The organism is Pseudomonas sp. LBUM1674, from assembly GCF_059695635.1.
Map to the genome: position 1 here is coordinate 6,612,229 of NZ_CP166779.1, position 16,102 is coordinate 6,628,330.

The following is a 16,102-nucleotide window of genomic DNA, read 5'->3' on the forward strand; positions in this document are numbered from 1 at the left end:
AACGCTTTCAAGAGTTATCTATGCGCCGCCTGCTCACCGGCTGTTTCGTTACCCTGCTACTGTTGCTCAACACCCTGGTCCTGTTCGGGCCGCTGATGGTGTTTGCCTTGCTCAAACTGATCCTGCCCGGGCGTCTTCGCGATTACGCCTCAGGGACGGTGATGTGGATTGCCGAGACCTGGGCCGAGATCGACAAGCTGATTTTCCACCTGTGCATCCCCACCCAATGGGACATTCGCGGCGGCGATGACCTGCGCTGCGACACCTCGTACCTGGTGATCAGCAACCATCAATCCTGGGTCGATATCCCGGCGCTGATCCAGACCTTGAATCGACGGACGCCGTTCTTCAAATTCTTCCTCAAGAAAGAATTGATCTGGGTGCCGTTCCTGGGACTGGCCTGGTGGGCACTGGATTACCCGTTCATGAAGCGCTATACCAAGGCCTTCCTGGCGAAGAACCCGGAGCTGGCCGGCAAGGATCTGGAGATCACCAAAGCGGCATGCGAGCTGTTCAAGCGTCAGCCGGTGACGGTGGTCAATTATCTGGAAGGCACTCGGTTCACCTCGGCGAAGAGCACTCAGCAGCAATCACCCTTCACCCATCTGCTCCAACCCAAGGCGGGTGGCGTGGCCTTTGTGCTGGCGGCGATGGGCGAACAGCTGGACGCCATTCTCGATGTGACGGTGGTGTACCCGCAGCAGCCGATTCCGGGGTTCTGGGACTTGATCAGCGGCAACGTGCCTAGGGTGATCATCGACATCAAGACCCGCGAACTCGACCCCGCGCTATGGCAGGACGATTACGAAAACGATCCGCTGTTCCGCGAAACCGTCCAGAACTGGGTCAACCAGCTCTGGATCGAAAAGGACCAGCGCATCGACACCTTGCGTGCCGAGCGCCGCTGAATCAGCTGCCGGTGCCGGTGCCCCAGATTCCGCCCAGGCTTTGCAGCAGCGAACCGCCGACGCCCTGCTGACCGAAGTATTGCAGGATCAACGGAGCAAACTGGCCGATCATGCCAGTGTCCATGCCCAAGGCGCTGAAGGCGTTGTTCAGGTCGTTGGTGTCCTTGACGGCGCCCAAGGCGTTGTCCAGGCCGGCCGACTTGCCAGACGAACCGAGCAACCCGGCGAGGGCGCCCAGTTCACCGCCACCCGACAACTTGTCGATCCCCGGTACGCTTTTGGCCAGTTCCGAATAGTCGGTCGAGCTCAATTGATTCTTCGCCAACCCAAGCATCGCGCTGGTGCCACCAACGGCCTGTTGTGGTGTCACGTTCAATTGGCTGAGCGCACTCAGCAGGCCGGCAGTCTCCGACGACGGCGCGGCCGCTGCGGCGGCGTTACCGCCTTTCATGCCGGAAATGGCATTAGCCGCGTCATTCAGACTGAACTGAGCAAAGACCGGGCTGGCCGCCAGGGTCATGAGCGATGCCAGTGCAAAACCGCGTAAAATCTTCATCCAGACATCCTCTTGTGCCATGAAACCGTCTGTGTATAGACGGAAAAACTGCCGGTTTGACCGGGTATTCCCCGGCATGTTCCTCGACGCTGCATCCATTTTTAGCCCCGTTCGCGTTGGCAAAATGTGAAACCACGAAAGCCTCGCGATGAATGGTTTTACTGGCGAGGCCTGAACACTCACGACTACCCAGCGACACTATCAGTTCTGCTAGTAGGCAGAAGTGGCCGAATGCGGGACAGTAGTCCCCTGAATCGACGGATTTTTCAGGAGCGCTGCCCATGCATACCCGTCGCGAAACCCTGCTGTGCCGCTATCACTACGACCCACTGGATCGACTAGTTGATTGCAGACCATCAGAGCAAGCCATCACCCAACGCTTCTACCTTAAAGACCGCTTGGCCACCGAGATTCAAGGCGCGGTGCAGCGTTCCATCATGCAGCACGACGATCAATTGCTGGCGCAGCAACAGCGACAGAAGGGCAGCGCAAAAACAACCTTGCTCGCCACCGATCACCAACGTTCGGTGTTGAAAGAACTCGACGCAACGTCATCTCGTTCCTTCGCCTACACACCTTACGGCCATCGTTTACCGAAAGGCGGTTTGCTCGGGTTCAATGGCGAACGGCCTGATCCTGTGATGGGATGGTACCTGCTGGGCAATGGTTATCGGCCGTTTAACCCTGTGTTGATGTGTTTTACCAGTCCGGACAGTTGGAGCCCGTTTGGGGAAGGCGGATTGAATGCATATGCGTATTGTGCGAGGGATCCGGTAAATAGAAACGATCCGACTGGACATGCATTCTTTTTAGACATACTCAGGAAAATGAAATTCTGGAGCTCACCTCCGTCTGTTAAAAAGAACGTGAGTCCAGCCGCGACGAAAGACTTTCTTGTAGGCACCTATAAAAAAACCGTCCCAACAAAATCCAATCAAATGAGCCCCCCTCACCCCCGACTCGATCAACGACTTCCATCAAACAATATCGAGAGGACCTCTCCGGCGCCCAAGCAGGCTGACGTCCTCTTCGAATCGGCCACCCGAGCTCTCATAACACGAGAGCAAAGGGCAGTTAAACAACTGATCGGTTCGCTTGGGGAATCACCAAGCAAGAACCATTCGGAACTGTTGAGAATCGAAATAAACGTTAGAGACAAAAGAACATTAAAATATCAACATGAACTTTCGTCGAAGCCAGCACCCGCTCAATCAAGGAATGACATTCGCGAAGAGTGAAATGCAAGTATTCCCGTTCAACAAGCTTGAATCGCAACAAGAAAGGGCGAGGCTATCCGGCTCAAATCCCCTTTCCTATCAGTTCTGCCAGTAGGCAGACCTGATCTAAAAAAAGATGAAAAGGGCGACATTACGTCGCCCTTTGCTTTTATGTGAATTTCTTACGCCGCACTAAACAACTTATGCGGATCAATCACAAACTTCTTCGGCACGCCCGCATCGAACTCGCCATACCCACGTGGTGCATCATCCAGGCTGATCACCTCGACCCCAACAATGTCAGCAATATGAATACGATCCCACATGATCGCCTGCATCAACTGACGGTTGTACTTCATCACAGGCGTCTGCCCGGTGTGGAAGCTGTGGGATTTGGCCCAGCCCAGACCGAAGCGAATGCTCAGGCTGCCCATTTTCGCAGCGGCGTCCACAGCACCTGGATCTTCAGTGACGTAGAGGCCAGGGATACCGATCTTGCCAGCCACCCGAACCACGCCCATCAGCGAGTTGAGCACGGTAGCCGGCGCTTCGTGTTTCACACCGTCATGACCGTGACCGCGCGCTTCGAAGCCTACGGCGTCGACGGCGCAATCCACTTCCGGTTCGCCCAGCAGTGCGGCAATCTGTTCGTGCAGCGGGGTATCCAGGGACAGGTCGGCGATTTCAAAACCCTGGGCCTTGGCGTGTGCCAGGCGGACGGTGTTGACGTCACCGATGATCACCACGGCCGCGCCCAGCAGGCGAGCGGAAGCGGCAGCGGCCAGGCCGACGGGGCCGGCACCGGCGATGTATACGGTGCTGCCCGGGCCAACGCCGGCAGTCACTGCGCCGTGGTAACCGGTGGGCAGGATGTCGGAGAGGCAGGTCAGGTCACGGATTTTTTCCATGGCACGATCGCGATCCGGCAGTTTCAGCAGATTGAAGTCGGCGTACGGCACCATGGCGTATTCGGCCTGGCCACCGGTCCAGTCGCCCATGTCGACATAGCCATAGGCACCCCCCGGACGGGCAGGGTTGACGCTGAGGCAGACGCCGGTGTGCATTTCCTTGCAGGAACGGCAGCGCCCGCAAGCCACGTTGAACGGAACGGACACCAGGTCGCCGATTTGCAGGTTTTCGACGTCGCTGCCCTTCTCGATCACTTCACCGGTGATCTCGTGGCCCAGCACCAGACCGGTCTGGGCGGTGGTACGACCGCGCACCATGTGCTGATCGGAACCACAGATGTTGGTGGAAACCACACGCAGGATGACAGCGTGGTTAATCTTCCTGCCGCGCGGGTCCTGCATTTTTGGATAGTCGATTTTCTGTATTTCGACTTTGCCATTGCCGAGATACACCACACCACGATTGCCAGACATGCTTTCACCTCGCTGTTGTTTTTATGTAATAGCCGCGTCGCCCGGGATCGGCGGCGCGTTGTTTGCTCGGGTTATTGCCTGTGTGTCTTGCGTTGTTTGTTATGCCGCCATCGCGAGCAAGCTCGCTCCCACGGTGGATCGGGGTGTACACAAGGTCTGCGAACGACACAAAACCCTGTGGGAGCGAGCTTGCTCCGGGCGGCGTTCCGACGATAGCGATCTAAAGAACGACCGTGCGATTCGCGTTCAAAAACACCCGTCGTTCAATGTGATAACCCACGGCCCGCGCCAAGGTCAGCCCTTCGATATCCCGCCCCTTGGCGATCAGATCTTCGGGGTAATGACTGTGGTCCACAGCCTCCACGCCCTGGGCGATGATCGGGCCTTCGTCCAGGTCGTTGTTGATGTAGTGCGCCGTGGCGCCGACCAGTTTCACACCCTTGTTGTAGGCCTGGTGATACGGTTTGGCGCCTTTGAAACCCGGCAGCAGGGAGTGGTGGATGTTGATCGCTTTTCCGTCGAGTTTGCGACACAGCTCTGGCGACAGGACTTGCATGTAACGCGCAAGGATCACCAGCTCGGCGCCGGACTCTTCGATCACTTGCCAGACCTGGCGCTCCTGGGACGGCTTGTCGTTCGGGTCCAGCGGGAAATGGTAGTAGGGAATCTGGTGCCAGTCTGCCAACGGCTTGAGGTCAGGGTGGTTCGACACCACGGCGGCCACATCCATGGACAACTGGCCGATGCGCTGGCGGTAGAGCAAGTCGTTGAGGCAGTGATCGGCCTTGGAGACCATGATCACCACTTTCGGCCGGTAGTTCGGCGCGGTCAGTTCGAAGATCATGCCGAAGGCTTCAGCGCGTTCGGCCAGACCGGCGCGGAAGGCTTGTTCGTCGAAGCCGTCGGGCTGGCGGAACTCCACGCGGATGAAGAAACGGCCCGAGAGCCGGTCATCGAAGGAGTGGTGTTCGGTGACGTAGCAGCCCTGCTCGAACAGAAAGCGGGTCACCGCGTCCACGGTGCCGAGGACGCTTGGGCAGTCGGCGGTCAGAATCCATGTGTCTGGGGCGCGGCTCATAGTGCGGTGACTCCTGTAGCGAAACTGATCGTTCCCACGCTCTGCGTGGGAACGCCGCCATGGACGCTCTGCGTCCGCTTTTGGGACGCGGAGCGTCCCGGGATGCATTCCCACGCAGAGCGTGGGAACGATCATCCGTGTCAGGCCTGAACGCTGAGGCCGTATTCGGCAGCCGCATCCTGCAACCACAACCACCAGTAATCCGAGAAGCTGCGACGGATCAGCAGTTCCCAGGTGTCTTCGCCGGTATGGCGGATCATCAGTTGCGATTTGGCAAACACCGTGCCCACCGCCTTGCCGACCGGGAAGCTGTTGGGATGCACGTCGTAGCTGGTGGATTTCATCAGCACCTGGCGCACGTTCGGGCCGCTCAGTTCGAGGAGCTGCTGACCGCCGCTGACGTTGACGATGGCGATGTGCAGGTTGCCCAGCGCTTCACGCAGTTTTTTCTCTACGGCGAATTCTTCGCCGGTCGGGACGATCAGCAACCATTCATCCGGCCCCATCCATTGCAGGCTGGTTTCGCCTTTGACGATGACGGTCAGCGCACCCGGCAATTCGATGCCGAGGGCCTTGTGCACGCCAGCGGCGAAGGCCGCATCGTGGCCATCGCCACGAATGGTCAGGTGGCCGAGGAGTTTTTTCTCACGCACGATCACGCCGGCGCTTTTACGGCCCTTGCCCACCAGGCTGGCGAGGTCGGCATGATGCAGCGACGACTCGGCCTTGGCCCCGGTGGTTGGGCGTTGTTGGTACACATTGGCTGCGGTCATAAAGCACCTGTTCCTGAATTCTGTTGGTTCAATACCTTGTGGAGGCTGTTCTGCCGCCATCGCGAGCAAGCTCGCTCCCACAGTGGATTGATGCCTGACACAAACTTCGCGAGTCACTGCAATCCTGTGGGAGCGAGCTTGCTCGCGATGCAGACGACGCGGTTTGGCGGCGCGCCCACAGGACCCGGAGTGACTACACGTTCTGGCGATCACCCTTTGGATCGAAGAACACCGAAGAAACGATTTCCGCCTCGATCACGCTGCCATCCGCCAGCGGTGCGAACACACGCTCACCGATACGCTTCAAGCCGCCTTTGACCACACCCATGGCAAACGAATAGCCCAGGGAGTTGTGCAGATAGCTGGAAGTCACGTGACCGACCATGCTCATCGGGATCGCTTGCTTGGTGTTGAACACCAGCTGTGCACCTTCCGGCAGCCATTTGGTCGGATCGATCGGCTTCAGGCCAACCAATTGCTTGCGTTGATCACGCACGCAGTCTTCACGGTTCATGCCACGCTGGCCGATCCATGAGAACGGTTTAGTGCGACCGACACACCAGCCCATGTTCAGGTCATCCGGCGTCATCGACCCGTCAGTGTCCTGCCCTACGATGATGAAACCCTTCTCGGCCCGCAGCACGTGCATGGTTTCGGTGCCATATGGCGTCAGGTTGTACTTCTTGCCAGCATCAACAATTTTTTCCAGGACACCCATCGCATAGTCGGCCTGCACGTTGACTTCGTACGACAGTTCACCGGTAAACGAAATCCGGAATACCCGCGCCGGCACACCGCCGACCACACCTTCTTTCCAGGTCATGAACGGGAAGGCTTCGTTGCTCAGGTCGATGTCGGTGACTTCGCTGAGCAGCTTGCGGCTGTTCGGCCCGGACAGGGTCATGGTCGCCCAGTGATCCGTCACGGAGGTGAAGTACACCTTCAGGTCCGGCCATTCGGTCTGGTGGTAGATTTCCAGCCATTGCAGCACGCGTGCAGCGCCGCCGGTGGTGGTGGTCATCACGAAGTGGTTGTCGGCGAGACAGGCGGTTACGCCATCGTCGAATACCATGCCGTCTTCTTTGCACATCAGGCCGTAGCGCGCCTTGCCCACGTCGAGCTTGGTCCAGGCGTTGGTGTAGATGCGGTTGAGGAACTCACGGGAATCCGGGCCCTGGATGTCGATCTTGCCCAGGGTCGAAGCGTCCAGCAGGCCGACGCTGTCGCGCACGGCTTTGCATTCGCGCTTGACCGCGGTATGCAGGCCTTCACCGTTTTTCGGGAAGTACCACGGACGTTTCCATTGCCCGACGTCTTCGAACTCGGCGCCGTTCTTCACGTGCCAGTGATGCAGCGCGGTGAAGCGAACCGGCTCGAAGATGTGCCCACAGTGACGGCCGGCCACGGCGCCGAAGGTGACCGGCGTGTAGTTCGGACGGAACATGGTGGTGCCCATCTGCGGGATGGTCACGTTCAGTGAACGGGCGGCGATGGCCAGGCCGTTGACGTTGCCGAGCTTGCCCTGATCGGTGCCGAAGCCCAGTGCGGTGTAGCGTTTGACGTGCTCGACCGACTCGAAGCCTTCACGGGTCGCCAGTTCGATGCCGCCAGCGGTGACGTCGTTCTGGAAGTCAACGAATTGCTTCGGCGCACGCGCAGAGTTCTTTTCATGAGGCACCTGGAACAGGGCCAGCGTCGGCTCTTCAACACGGCTCAGGGCTTTAGGCAAGGTGCCTTCGACCACACTGAAACCAGCTTCGCTGGCCGCGCGAGCGCCACCTTCGAAACCATCGGCCAGGGAATCGCCGAGACCGTAGACGCCGTTGATGCCACCGACACACACGCGTTTCTGCGGTGCTTCGCCCGGTACGAAACCGAGGATGTCATCGCGCCAGATCGGCTTGCCGCCCAGATGCGATGCCAGGTGAACCACCGGGCTGTAACCGCCGGAACTGACGACCAGGTCGCACTCAAGCCACTCACCAGGACTGGTGACGGCGTGCGCCTTGACATCGATCGCCGCCACGCGAGCAGCGGTCACGCGCTTGGTGCCGCGGGCCTCGATCACGGCGCTGCCGGTCAGGATTCGGATGCCTTTGGCTCGAGCTTCTTCAACCAGTGCACCGCGCGGATTGCTGCGGGCGTCAGCGATCGCCACGACTTGCAGGCTGGCGTCGAGCCAATCCAGAGCAACGCGGTAGGCGTGGTCGTTGTTGGTCGACAGCACCAGTTTTTTACCCGGTGCCACGCCGTAACGACGTACGTAAGTCGACACAGCGCCGGCGAGCATGTTGCCCGGCACGTCGTTGTTGCCGTAAACCAGTGGACGCTCGTGAGCGCCGGTCGCCAGCACCACACGCTTGGCGCGAACGCGGTGGATGCGCTGACGGACCTGGCCAATCGGGGCGCGATCGCCGAGGTGATCGGTCAGACGCTCGTGAATGGTCAGGAAGTTATGGTCGTGGTAACCGTTGACTGTGGCGCGCGGCAACAGCAGCACGTCCGGGGTGTCTTTCAGTTCGGCGATGACGCTGGCGACCCACTCGGTGGCAGGCTTGCCGTCGAGGCTTTCGCGGGAGTCGAGCAGGCTGCCGCCGAACTCTTCCTGCTCATCGGCGAGGATCACACGAGCACCGCTGCGAGCGGCTGCCAGTGCAGCGGCCAGGCCTGCCGGGCCAGCGCCGACGATCAGCACGTCGCAATGCTGGTTCATGTAGTCGTAGGTGTCAGGGTCGTTCTCGGTCGGCGAACGGCCAAGACCGGCAGCCTTACGAATGTACTTCTCGTAAGTCATCCAGAACGATTGCGGGTACATGAAGGTTTTGTAGTAGAAGCCCGGCGGCATCAGCTTGCCGCCGACCTTGCCGAGAATCCCCATCATGTCGTTGTTCACGCTCGGCCAGCCGTTGGTGCTGGTGGCGACCAGGCCTTGGTACAGCGCTTGTTGTGTGGCGCGCACGTTCGGGATTTGTGTGGCTTCGGTCGCACCGATCTGCAGCACCGCGTTCGGCTCTTCGGCACCGGCGGCGAAGATGCCGCGCGGACGTGAATACTTGAAGCTGCGCCCGATGATATCCACACCGTTGGCGATCAGGGCTGCGGCCAGGGAGTCGCCTTCAAAGCCTTTGTAGTTCTGGCCGTTGAAGGTGAAGCTCAACACTTTGTTGCGGTCGATCCGTCCGCCGTTGGACAGGCGATTGATCTGGCTCATACCTTCTCTCCCAGAGCCGTGGCGGCCGCTTTCGGGCTATCGGTCTTGTCGGTGAATTGTGGCTTGGTGCCGATCTTGTAGGTTTCGAGAATCTCGTAGGTCACGGTGTCACGGGTGGCGTTGAAGTACTGACGGCAACCGGCGACGTGATCCCACAGCTCGTGGTGCAGACCGCGAGGGTTGTCGCGGAAGAACATGTAGTCGCCCCACTCCTCGTCGGTGCAGTTGGTCGGATCCAGTGGACGCGGGATGTGCGCCTGGCCGGATGCGTGGAATTCCTCTTCGGAGCGCAGTTCGCCGCAGTGAGGACAGAAGATATGCAACATGGGGATTTCTCCTGTTAGTGGGCAACCGCAGCAGCGCCGTGTTCATCGATCAACGCACCGTTGTGGAAACGGTCGATGGAGAAAGGTGCGGCCAATGGGTGCATTTCACCCTTGGCCAGGCTCGCGGCAAATACGTTGCCCGAGCCAGGTGTTGCCTTGAAGCCACCGGTGCCCCAACCGCAGTTGAAGAACATGTTCGGGACCGGGGTTTTCGAGATGATCGGGCAGGCATCCGGCGTGGTGTCGACGATGCCGCCCCACTGCCGGTTCATGCGCACGCGGGACAACACCGGGAACATCTCGACGATGGCCTGGATGGTGTGCTCGATCACCGGGTACGAACCACGCTGGCCGTAGCCGTTGTAGCCGTCGATACCGGCGCCGATCACCAGGTCGCCCTTGTCGGACTGGCTGATGTAACCGTGTACGGCGTTGGACATGATCACGCTGTCGATAATCGGCTTGATCGGCTCGGACACCAGCGCTTGCAGCGGGTGGGATTCGATCGGCAGACGGAAACCGGCGAGTTTGGCCATGTGCCCGGAGTTACCCGCCGTCACTACGCCGACGCGCTTGGCGCCGATGAAACCCTTGTTGGTTTCAACACCGATGCACACGCCGTTTTCCTTGCGGAAGCCGATCACTTCGGTCTGCTGGATCAGGTCGACGCCCAAGGCGTCAGCGGCACGGGCAAAGCCCCAGGCCACGGCATCGTGACGGGCTACGCCGCCGCGACGCTGGACGGTGGCGCCCATCACCGGGTAGCGCGTGTTCTTGGAGCAGTCGAGGTACGGAATCTCGTCGGCCACTTGTTTGGCATCGAGCAGTTCGCCATCCACGCCGTTGAGGCGGTTGGCGCTGACCCGACGCTCGGAATCACGAATGTCTTGCAGGGTGTGGCACAGGTTGTAAACGCCACGCTGGGAGAACATCACGTTGTAGTTCAGGTCCTGGGACAGGCCTTCCCACAGTTTCATCGCGTGTTCGTACAGGTGCGCCGACTCGTCCCACAGGTAGTTGGAGCGAACGATGGTGGTGTTGCGCGCGGTGTTACCGCCGCCCAGCCAGCCTTTCTCGACCACGGCCACGTTGGTGATGCCGTGTTCCTTGGCCAGGTAGTAGGCGGTCGCCAGACCATGCCCGCCACCGCCGACGATGACCACGTCATAGACCTTTTTCGGGGTCGGCGTGCGCCACATCTTCTGCCAGTTTTCGTGATGGCTGAGGGAGTGTTTGAAGAGGCCGAAGCCCGAATAGCGTTGCATAGTCATTTACTCCAAAACCGCGCTCAGCGATAAACCGGGAAGTCCGCGCACAGGGCTGAAACTTGCTGCGCAACATTGGCCTCGACATCGGCGTCGCCGAGGTTGTCGAGGATGTCGCAGATCCAGCCGGCAAGCGTGACGCACTGGGTAACCTTGAAGCCGCGAGTGGTCACCGCCGGGGTGCCGATGCGCAGGCCGGAGGTCACGAACGGTGACTGTGGATCGTTCGGCACAGCATTCTTGTTCACGGTGATGTGGGCGCGACCGAGTGCTGCGTCCGCCTCTTTACCGGTGAGGCCCTGACGAATCAGGCTGACCAGGAACAGGTGGTTATCGGTGCCGCCGGACACTACATCGTAGCCGCGTTTGATAAATACGCCGGCCATGGCCTGGGCGTTGTCGATCACTTGTTGCTGGTAAGCCTTGAAACCTGGCTCCAGCGCTTCCTTGAAGCACACCGCTTTACCAGCGATCACGTGCATCAGCGGGCCGCCCTGGGCACCGGGGAAGACTGCCGCGTTGAGCTTCTTCTCGATTTCTTCGTTGGACTTGCACAGGATCAGGCCGCCACGCGGACCGCGCAGGGTCTTGTGGGTGGTGGTGGTGACCACATCGGCGTACGGCAGCGGGTTCGGGTACAGGCCGGCAGCGACCAGACCTGCGACGTGAGCCATGTCGACAAACAGCAGCGCTCCGACCTTATCGGCGATCTGACGGAAACGTGGGAAGTCGAGGGTCTTGGAGTAAGCAGAGAAGCCGGCGACGATCATCTTCGGTTTGCATTCGACAGCCAGGCGCTCGACTTCGTCGTAGTCGATCAGCCCGGTCTTGGTGTCGATGCCGTACTGCACGGCGTTGTACAGCTTGCCTGAGGACGACACTTTGGCGCCGTGGGTCAGGTGACCGCCGTGGGCCAGGCTCATGCCGAGAATGGTGTCGCCGGCTTGCAACAGGGCCAGGTAAACGGCGCTGTTGGCCGAGGAACCGGAGTGCGGCTGCACGTTGGCATAGTCGGCGCCGAACAGTTGCTTGGCGCGTTCGATGGCCAGCGCTTCAACCTTGTCGACGTGCTCGCAGCCACCGTAGTAGCGCTTGCCCGGGTAGCCTTCGGCATATTTGTTGGTCAGGCCGCTGCCTTGCGCTTCCATCACGCGTTTGCTGGTGTAGTTCTCTGACGCGATCAGCTCGATGTGATCTTCCTGGCGTTGCTCCTCGGCATTCATCGCCGCCAGCAGTGCATCGTCGTAGCCTTTGATCTGGTCTTGCTTGCTGAACATCGCGTCTCTCCCAGCGGCGGTGGTGCGCCATTCGTCTCGGTGAGGCACGTACCTTTCGGCAGTGCCCTTTGAATGCGATGGTATGACCGGCGCAGACAGGCCAAATGCCTACGGACGCCACGCAAAGGTGCGTTTACGACATGGCGGGAGATGGCATGCCAAACACACTCTCCAATTCAGCAGAGAACCTTGTGGGAGCGGCGGTGCGACGATTCGACTTGCCCGCGATAGCGGTGGATCAGTCGCCATTAATGCTGAATGTTATGACGCCATCGCGGGCAAGCCCGCTCCCACAGGGTTAAGCGACGATCTTGCGAACGAGTAACAGCACGAGAAAATGCAATGGATAGAGCGCATACGCCCAACGCCGCATTGGCGGGGGCTTGAGATGTCTGGCATGTCGCAATAAGACCAGCCCCAGCAATGGCGCGATCAGACAAGCGGCGAAGCCAAGGATCGCCGCACCGTTGCCGAGTCGGGCGGAGTAATACAGCACTTCCCATTGATTGGCAGCGACGCACACCAGCCCCGGCAACAGGCAAAAATACCAGGGCCGCCTGATGACCAACAGCATCGCCAACGGCAACAGCACGCCGAAAAAACCGAACATCAATCGTTCCGGGAACAGCGCTGCCAACACCACGGAAGCGACCGCCAGCAGTCGCGATTGCAGCAGCGGTTGCCGCCAGCCACGCGCCACCAACAGGCCCAGGGCCAGCGTGGGCAACACATTCAAGGTGTCGGGATCAGGGATGAACATTCGGTAGGGTATTTCGCTAATGGCGCTAAACAGCAGCAACCACCCCAGATAACGCCACTGGACATCGGTCCTTACGCTATCAGCTCGCGACAGATTGGCCGCCATCGCCAGACAGAACCACGGGAACGCCAACCTGCCCGGAACATACAGAATATCGACGGAATAACCGACATATCGCAGGTGATCGAGCACCATGCTCAACAGCGCCAGCCACTTGAGCAGATCCAGTGCACCGTCGCGTTGAGTCATGTGCATAATTGCCCGTCATCCCGTATTTTTCTGACAGAAACATCCCATGCGCTCCCCGGACGATCTTCGGTAAAGTGCGCACCATCATTGACCACGAATGCTCTTCACCATAAGAGTCTCGACCACGGAAGCCGGCCATGACCGATAAGAGCCAACAATTCGCCAGCGACAACTATTCCGGTATCTGCCCTGAAGCCTGGGCTGCCATGGAACAGGCCAACCACGGCCACCAGCGCGCTTACGGCGACGATGAGTGGACCGCTCGCGCGTCCGATCAATTCCGCAAATTGTTCGAAACCGACTGCGAAGTGTTCTTCGCCTTCAACGGCACCGCCGCCAACTCCCTGGCCCTGTCGTCGCTGTGCCAGAGTTACCACAGTGTGATCTGCTCGGAAACCGCCCACGTCGAAACCGACGAATGCGGCGCCCCGGAGTTCTTCTCCAACGGCTCCAAGTTGCTGGTTGCGCGGACCGAAAATGGCAAGCTGACGCCGGAATCGATCCGTGAAGTCGCCCTCAAGCGCCAGGATATCCACTACCCGAAACCCCGCGTGGTGACCCTGACCCAGGCCACCGAAGTCGGCAGCATCTACACCCCCGAAGAAATCCGCGCGATCAGCGTCACCTGCAAAGAGCTGGGCCTGAACCTGCACATGGACGGCGCGCGGTTCTCCAATGCCTGCGCATTCCTCGGCTGCTCGCCGGCAGACCTGACCTGGAAGGCCGGCGTGGATGTGTTGTGTTTTGGTGGCACGAAAAACGGCATGGCGGTGGGTGAGGCGATCCTGTTCTTCAACCACAAACTGGCTGAAGACTTCGATTACCGCTGCAAACAGGCCGGCCAGCTGGCTTCAAAGATGCGCTTCCTGTCGGCGCCTTGGGTCGGGATCCTGGAAAACGACGCCTGGCTCAAATACGCCCGTCACGCCAACCATTGCGCGCAATTGCTGGCTGAACTGGTCAGCGACATTCCAGGCGTGGAACTGATGTTCCCGGTGCAGGCCAACGGCGTATTCCTGCAACTGTCGGAACCGGCAATCGCTGCATTGACGGCCAAGGGCTGGCGCTTCTACACCTTCATCGGCAACGGCGGCGCACGCTTCATGTGCTCGTGGGATACCGAACAAGAGCGTGTGCGGGAACTGGCGGCGGATATTCGCGAAGTGATGTCCCGGTAACGTCCGTTTCTGATCGTTCCCACGCTCCGCGTGGGAATGCCTCCCGGGACGCTCCGCGTTCCAGCCTCACTGCATCGCCATACTCCGCTAGTGACGCAGAGCGTCACGGCTGCATTCCCACGCAGAGCGTGGGAACAATCATTACGGGTACGTCGCAATTTCTCACAGAATCTGCGGCACTTTCCTCTAGCGCCACCGCACAACCCCGCTCACCCTAGTCATTCCCTCGCAAAGGAATGCACCCATGGGCCGAAGCCGCTACACCATCACCGAACCCGACAAGCCCCACTTCCTCACCTGCACCCTCATGGAATGGCTGCCGCTGTTCATCCGTCCCTACATCGTCAACCATCTGCTCAATTGCTGGCGCTATCAACAAACCCATCAAGATCTAAAGCTGTACGGCTATGTCGTCCTGGAAAATCATCTGCACTTTGTTGCCGAGGCTCCAGATCTCAGCAAATGCCGCTGTCAATTCAAGTCCTTCACCGCCCGACAAATCATCGACGATCTGCAAAGCAAAGGTGCCGAGCGCGCATTGCAGCGCCTGCGTTTCAGTAAACGAGCGCACAAAAAGGATCGTGTTTATCAGCTTTGGCAGGAAGGTTCACACGCAGAGATGGTGTACAGCGAAACAGTGATGCGCCAGAAACTGGATTACATTCATTACAACCCCGTGAAGCGTGGGTACGTGGATTTGCCGGAGCATTGGAGGTATTCAAGTGCCCGCGATTACGCAGGCCAAGAGGGTTTGATTGAGATTCAACGGTGGTACTAAACCGATGGTCACTCCCCTCGACCAGGATCGTTCCCACGCTCCGCGTGGGAATGTCTCCAGGGACGCTCCGCGCTCCAGCTCCACCGCTAGTGCAAGATCAGATACCGATTGTGACGCAGAGCGTCACGGGCTGCATTCCCACGCAGAGCGTGGGAACGATCAATGAGCACTGGGTGGTCTACCATTCGCTCAGACAATAATAATCAGGAGTGTACGCATGTCATTACAAGGAAAAACCCTGTTCATTACCGGCGCCAGCCGCGGGATCGGGCGCGAGATTGCGCTGCGTGCCGCGCGGGACGGGGCCAACATTGTGATTGCCGCCAAAAGCGCCGCGCCGCACCCCAAGCTGCCGGGCACGATTTTCAGCGTGGCGCAGGAAGTCGAAGCCGCAGGTGGCAAGGCGTTGGCCCTGCAAGTGGATGTGCGCGATGAAATCGCGGTGCGTGACGCCCTGGCCCAGGCCAACGAACATTTCGGCGGCATCGATGCACTGGTCAACAACGCCGGCGCGATCAAGCTGACCGGTGTGCAACACATCGAACTCAAGCGTTTCGACCTGATGCACCAGATCAACACCCGCGCCGTGCTGCTGTGCAGCCAGGCTGCCCTGCCTTACCTGAAGAAGAGCAGCGGCCATATCCTCAACCTGTCGCCGCCGCTGAACCTGGCGAGCAAATGGTTCGCCCAGTACAGCCCCTACACCGTGACCAAATACGGCATGAGCATGCTGACCGTCGGCATGAGCGAGGAATTCAAGAACTACGGCATCAGCGTCAACTCGCTGTGGCCGCAGACCATGATCGCCACCGCCGCCATCGAATTTCAGCTGGGGTCACGCGAGTCCTTTAAACATGCACGTACGCCGGAGATCATGGCGGATGCCGCCCACATCATTCTGAGCAGCACCGAACGCAGCCTGACCGGACGGTTGTTGATCGATGAGGAAATACTGCGGGAGAACGGTGTAACCGAATTCGAACACTATCGGTTCGCCTCCGACAGCAGCGACAAGCTGATGCCGGACTTGTTTGTGGATTGAAAAACGGCCAACCGCGCAACCTGTGGGAGCGAGCTTGCTCGCGATGACGGCGGTACATTCAACTTAAATATTGGCTGACCTGCCGCTATCGCGAGCAAGCTC

General features: G+C 59.5%; 14 protein-coding genes. 5 read left to right on the top strand and 9 right to left on the bottom strand.

What is annotated here, in order from left to right:
* Window positions 1-20: 20 nt before the first annotated feature.
* Window positions 21-908, top strand: coding sequence for a 1-acylglycerol-3-phosphate O-acyltransferase, YihG family (gene yihG / locus ACA067_RS30370; protein ID WP_497459761.1), 888 nt, complete (start codon window positions 21-23; stop codon window positions 906-908).
* A 1-nt stretch (window position 909) separates the two neighbouring features.
* On the opposite strand, the gene ACA067_RS30375 is transcribed toward yihG, so the two are convergent.
* A complete protein-coding gene (locus tag ACA067_RS30375) occupies window positions 910-1,464 on the bottom strand; it encodes a DUF2780 domain-containing protein (RefSeq protein WP_497459762.1) in 555 nt (184 codons plus the stop codon).
* 281 nt (window positions 1,465-1,745) lie between these two features.
* Here ACA067_RS30375 and ACA067_RS30380 point away from each other — a divergent pair, with 281 nt between their 5' ends.
* A complete protein-coding gene (locus ACA067_RS30380; protein ID WP_497459763.1) occupies window positions 1,746-2,702 on the top strand; it encodes an RHS repeat-associated core domain-containing protein in 957 nt (318 codons plus the stop codon).
* A 161-nt stretch (window positions 2,703-2,863) separates the two neighbouring features.
* On the opposite strand, the gene fdhA is transcribed toward ACA067_RS30380, so the two are convergent.
* The 8 genes from fdhA to ACA067_RS30420 all read right to left on the bottom strand — a co-directional run bounded on the left by fdhA (window position 2,864) and on the right by ACA067_RS30420 (window position 13,008).
* Window positions 2,864-4,063: a formaldehyde dehydrogenase, glutathione-independent gene (gene fdhA, locus ACA067_RS30385; protein WP_007947729.1), complete on the bottom strand. Its 1,200-nt coding sequence runs from the start codon at window positions 4,061-4,063 to the stop codon at window positions 2,864-2,866.
* Window positions 4,064-4,283: 220 nt separating this feature from the next.
* Window positions 4,284-5,141, bottom strand: coding sequence for a formyltetrahydrofolate deformylase (gene purU, locus ACA067_RS30390; protein WP_497459764.1), 858 nt, complete (start codon window positions 5,139-5,141; stop codon window positions 4,284-4,286).
* 140 nt (window positions 5,142-5,281) lie between these two features.
* Complete coding sequence (locus ACA067_RS30395) at window positions 5,282-5,914, bottom strand: sarcosine oxidase subunit gamma (protein ID WP_497459765.1); 633 nt, start codon at window positions 5,912-5,914, stop codon at window positions 5,282-5,284.
* A gap of 193 nt (window positions 5,915-6,107) precedes the next feature.
* Complete coding sequence (locus tag ACA067_RS30400; RefSeq protein WP_497459766.1) at window positions 6,108-9,125, bottom strand: sarcosine oxidase subunit alpha; 3,018 nt, start codon at window positions 9,123-9,125, stop codon at window positions 6,108-6,110.
* Window positions 9,122-9,451 carry a sarcosine oxidase subunit delta gene (locus ACA067_RS30405; RefSeq protein ID WP_008147095.1) on the bottom strand — a complete coding sequence of 110 codons (330 nt, stop codon included), beginning with the start codon at window positions 9,449-9,451 and terminating at the stop codon, window positions 9,122-9,124. The genes ACA067_RS30400 and ACA067_RS30405 overlap by 4 nt, the downstream gene beginning before the upstream one ends.
* Window positions 9,452-9,465: 14 nt before the next feature.
* Window positions 9,466-10,716 carry a sarcosine oxidase subunit beta gene (locus ACA067_RS30410; RefSeq protein WP_007947735.1) on the bottom strand — a complete coding sequence of 417 codons (1,251 nt, stop codon included), beginning with the start codon at window positions 10,714-10,716 and terminating at the stop codon, window positions 9,466-9,468.
* Window positions 10,717-10,739: 23 nt separating this feature from the next.
* Window positions 10,740-11,993 carry a serine hydroxymethyltransferase gene (gene glyA, locus ACA067_RS30415; protein ID WP_214379345.1) on the bottom strand — a complete coding sequence of 418 codons (1,254 nt, stop codon included), beginning with the start codon at window positions 11,991-11,993 and terminating at the stop codon, window positions 10,740-10,742.
* A gap of 298 nt (window positions 11,994-12,291) precedes the next feature.
* On the bottom strand, window positions 12,292-13,008 hold the full coding sequence (locus ACA067_RS30420) for a TraX family protein (protein WP_497459767.1): 717 nt from the start codon (window positions 13,006-13,008) through the stop codon (window positions 12,292-12,294).
* A gap of 131 nt (window positions 13,009-13,139) precedes the next feature.
* On the opposite strand from ACA067_RS30420, the gene ACA067_RS30425 reads away from it, so the two are divergent.
* The 3 genes from ACA067_RS30425 (at window position 13,140) to ACA067_RS30435 (ending at window position 16,000) form a co-directional block, all read left to right on the top strand.
* On the top strand, window positions 13,140-14,180 hold the full coding sequence (locus ACA067_RS30425) for a threonine aldolase family protein (RefSeq protein WP_497459768.1): 1,041 nt from the start codon (window positions 13,140-13,142) through the stop codon (window positions 14,178-14,180).
* 244 nt (window positions 14,181-14,424) lie between these two features.
* Window positions 14,425-14,958, top strand: a complete 534-nt coding sequence (locus ACA067_RS30430) for an REP-associated tyrosine transposase (RefSeq protein WP_497459769.1) — start codon at window positions 14,425-14,427, stop codon at window positions 14,956-14,958.
* A 217-nt stretch (window positions 14,959-15,175) separates the two neighbouring features.
* A complete protein-coding gene (locus tag ACA067_RS30435) occupies window positions 15,176-16,000 on the top strand; it encodes an SDR family oxidoreductase (protein ID WP_497459770.1) in 825 nt (274 codons plus the stop codon).
* Window positions 16,001-16,102: the final 102 nt, after the last annotated feature.

Bases quoted from the DNA above. Each gene is read 5' to 3' on its own strand.
- ACA067_RS30430 (WP_497459769.1), top strand. From the start codon at position 14,425: ATGGGCCGAAGCCGCTACACCATCACCGAACCCGACAAGCCCCACTTC.
- ACA067_RS30375 (WP_497459762.1), bottom strand. From the start codon at position 1,464: ATGAAGATTTTACGCGGTTTTGCACTGGCATCGCTCATGACCCTGGCG.
- ACA067_RS30425 (WP_497459768.1), top strand. From the start codon at position 13,140: ATGACCGATAAGAGCCAACAATTCGCCAGCGACAACTATTCCGGTATC.
- ACA067_RS30400 (WP_497459766.1), bottom strand. From the start codon at position 9,125: ATGAGCCAGATCAATCGCCTGTCCAACGGCGGACGGATCGACCGCAAC.
- ACA067_RS30380 (WP_497459763.1), top strand. From the start codon at position 1,746: ATGCATACCCGTCGCGAAACCCTGCTGTGCCGCTATCACTACGACCCA.
- glyA (WP_214379345.1), bottom strand. From the start codon at position 11,993: ATGTTCAGCAAGCAAGACCAGATCAAAGGCTACGACGATGCACTGCTG.
- ACA067_RS30420 (WP_497459767.1), bottom strand. From the start codon at position 13,008: ATGCACATGACTCAACGCGACGGTGCACTGGATCTGCTCAAGTGGCTG.
- purU (WP_497459764.1), bottom strand. From the start codon at position 5,141: ATGAGCCGCGCCCCAGACACATGGATTCTGACCGCCGACTGCCCAAGC.
- ACA067_RS30405 (WP_008147095.1), bottom strand. From the start codon at position 9,451: ATGTTGCATATCTTCTGTCCTCACTGCGGCGAACTGCGCTCCGAAGAG.
- ACA067_RS30395 (WP_497459765.1), bottom strand. From the start codon at position 5,914: ATGACCGCAGCCAATGTGTACCAACAACGCCCAACCACCGGGGCCAAG.
- fdhA (WP_007947729.1), bottom strand. From the start codon at position 4,063: ATGTCTGGCAATCGTGGTGTGGTGTATCTCGGCAATGGCAAAGTCGAA.
- ACA067_RS30435 (WP_497459770.1), top strand. From the start codon at position 15,176: ATGTCATTACAAGGAAAAACCCTGTTCATTACCGGCGCCAGCCGCGGG.
- ACA067_RS30410 (WP_007947735.1), bottom strand. From the start codon at position 10,716: ATGCAACGCTATTCGGGCTTCGGCCTCTTCAAACACTCCCTCAGCCAT.
- yihG (WP_497459761.1), top strand. From the start codon at position 21: ATGCGCCGCCTGCTCACCGGCTGTTTCGTTACCCTGCTACTGTTGCTC.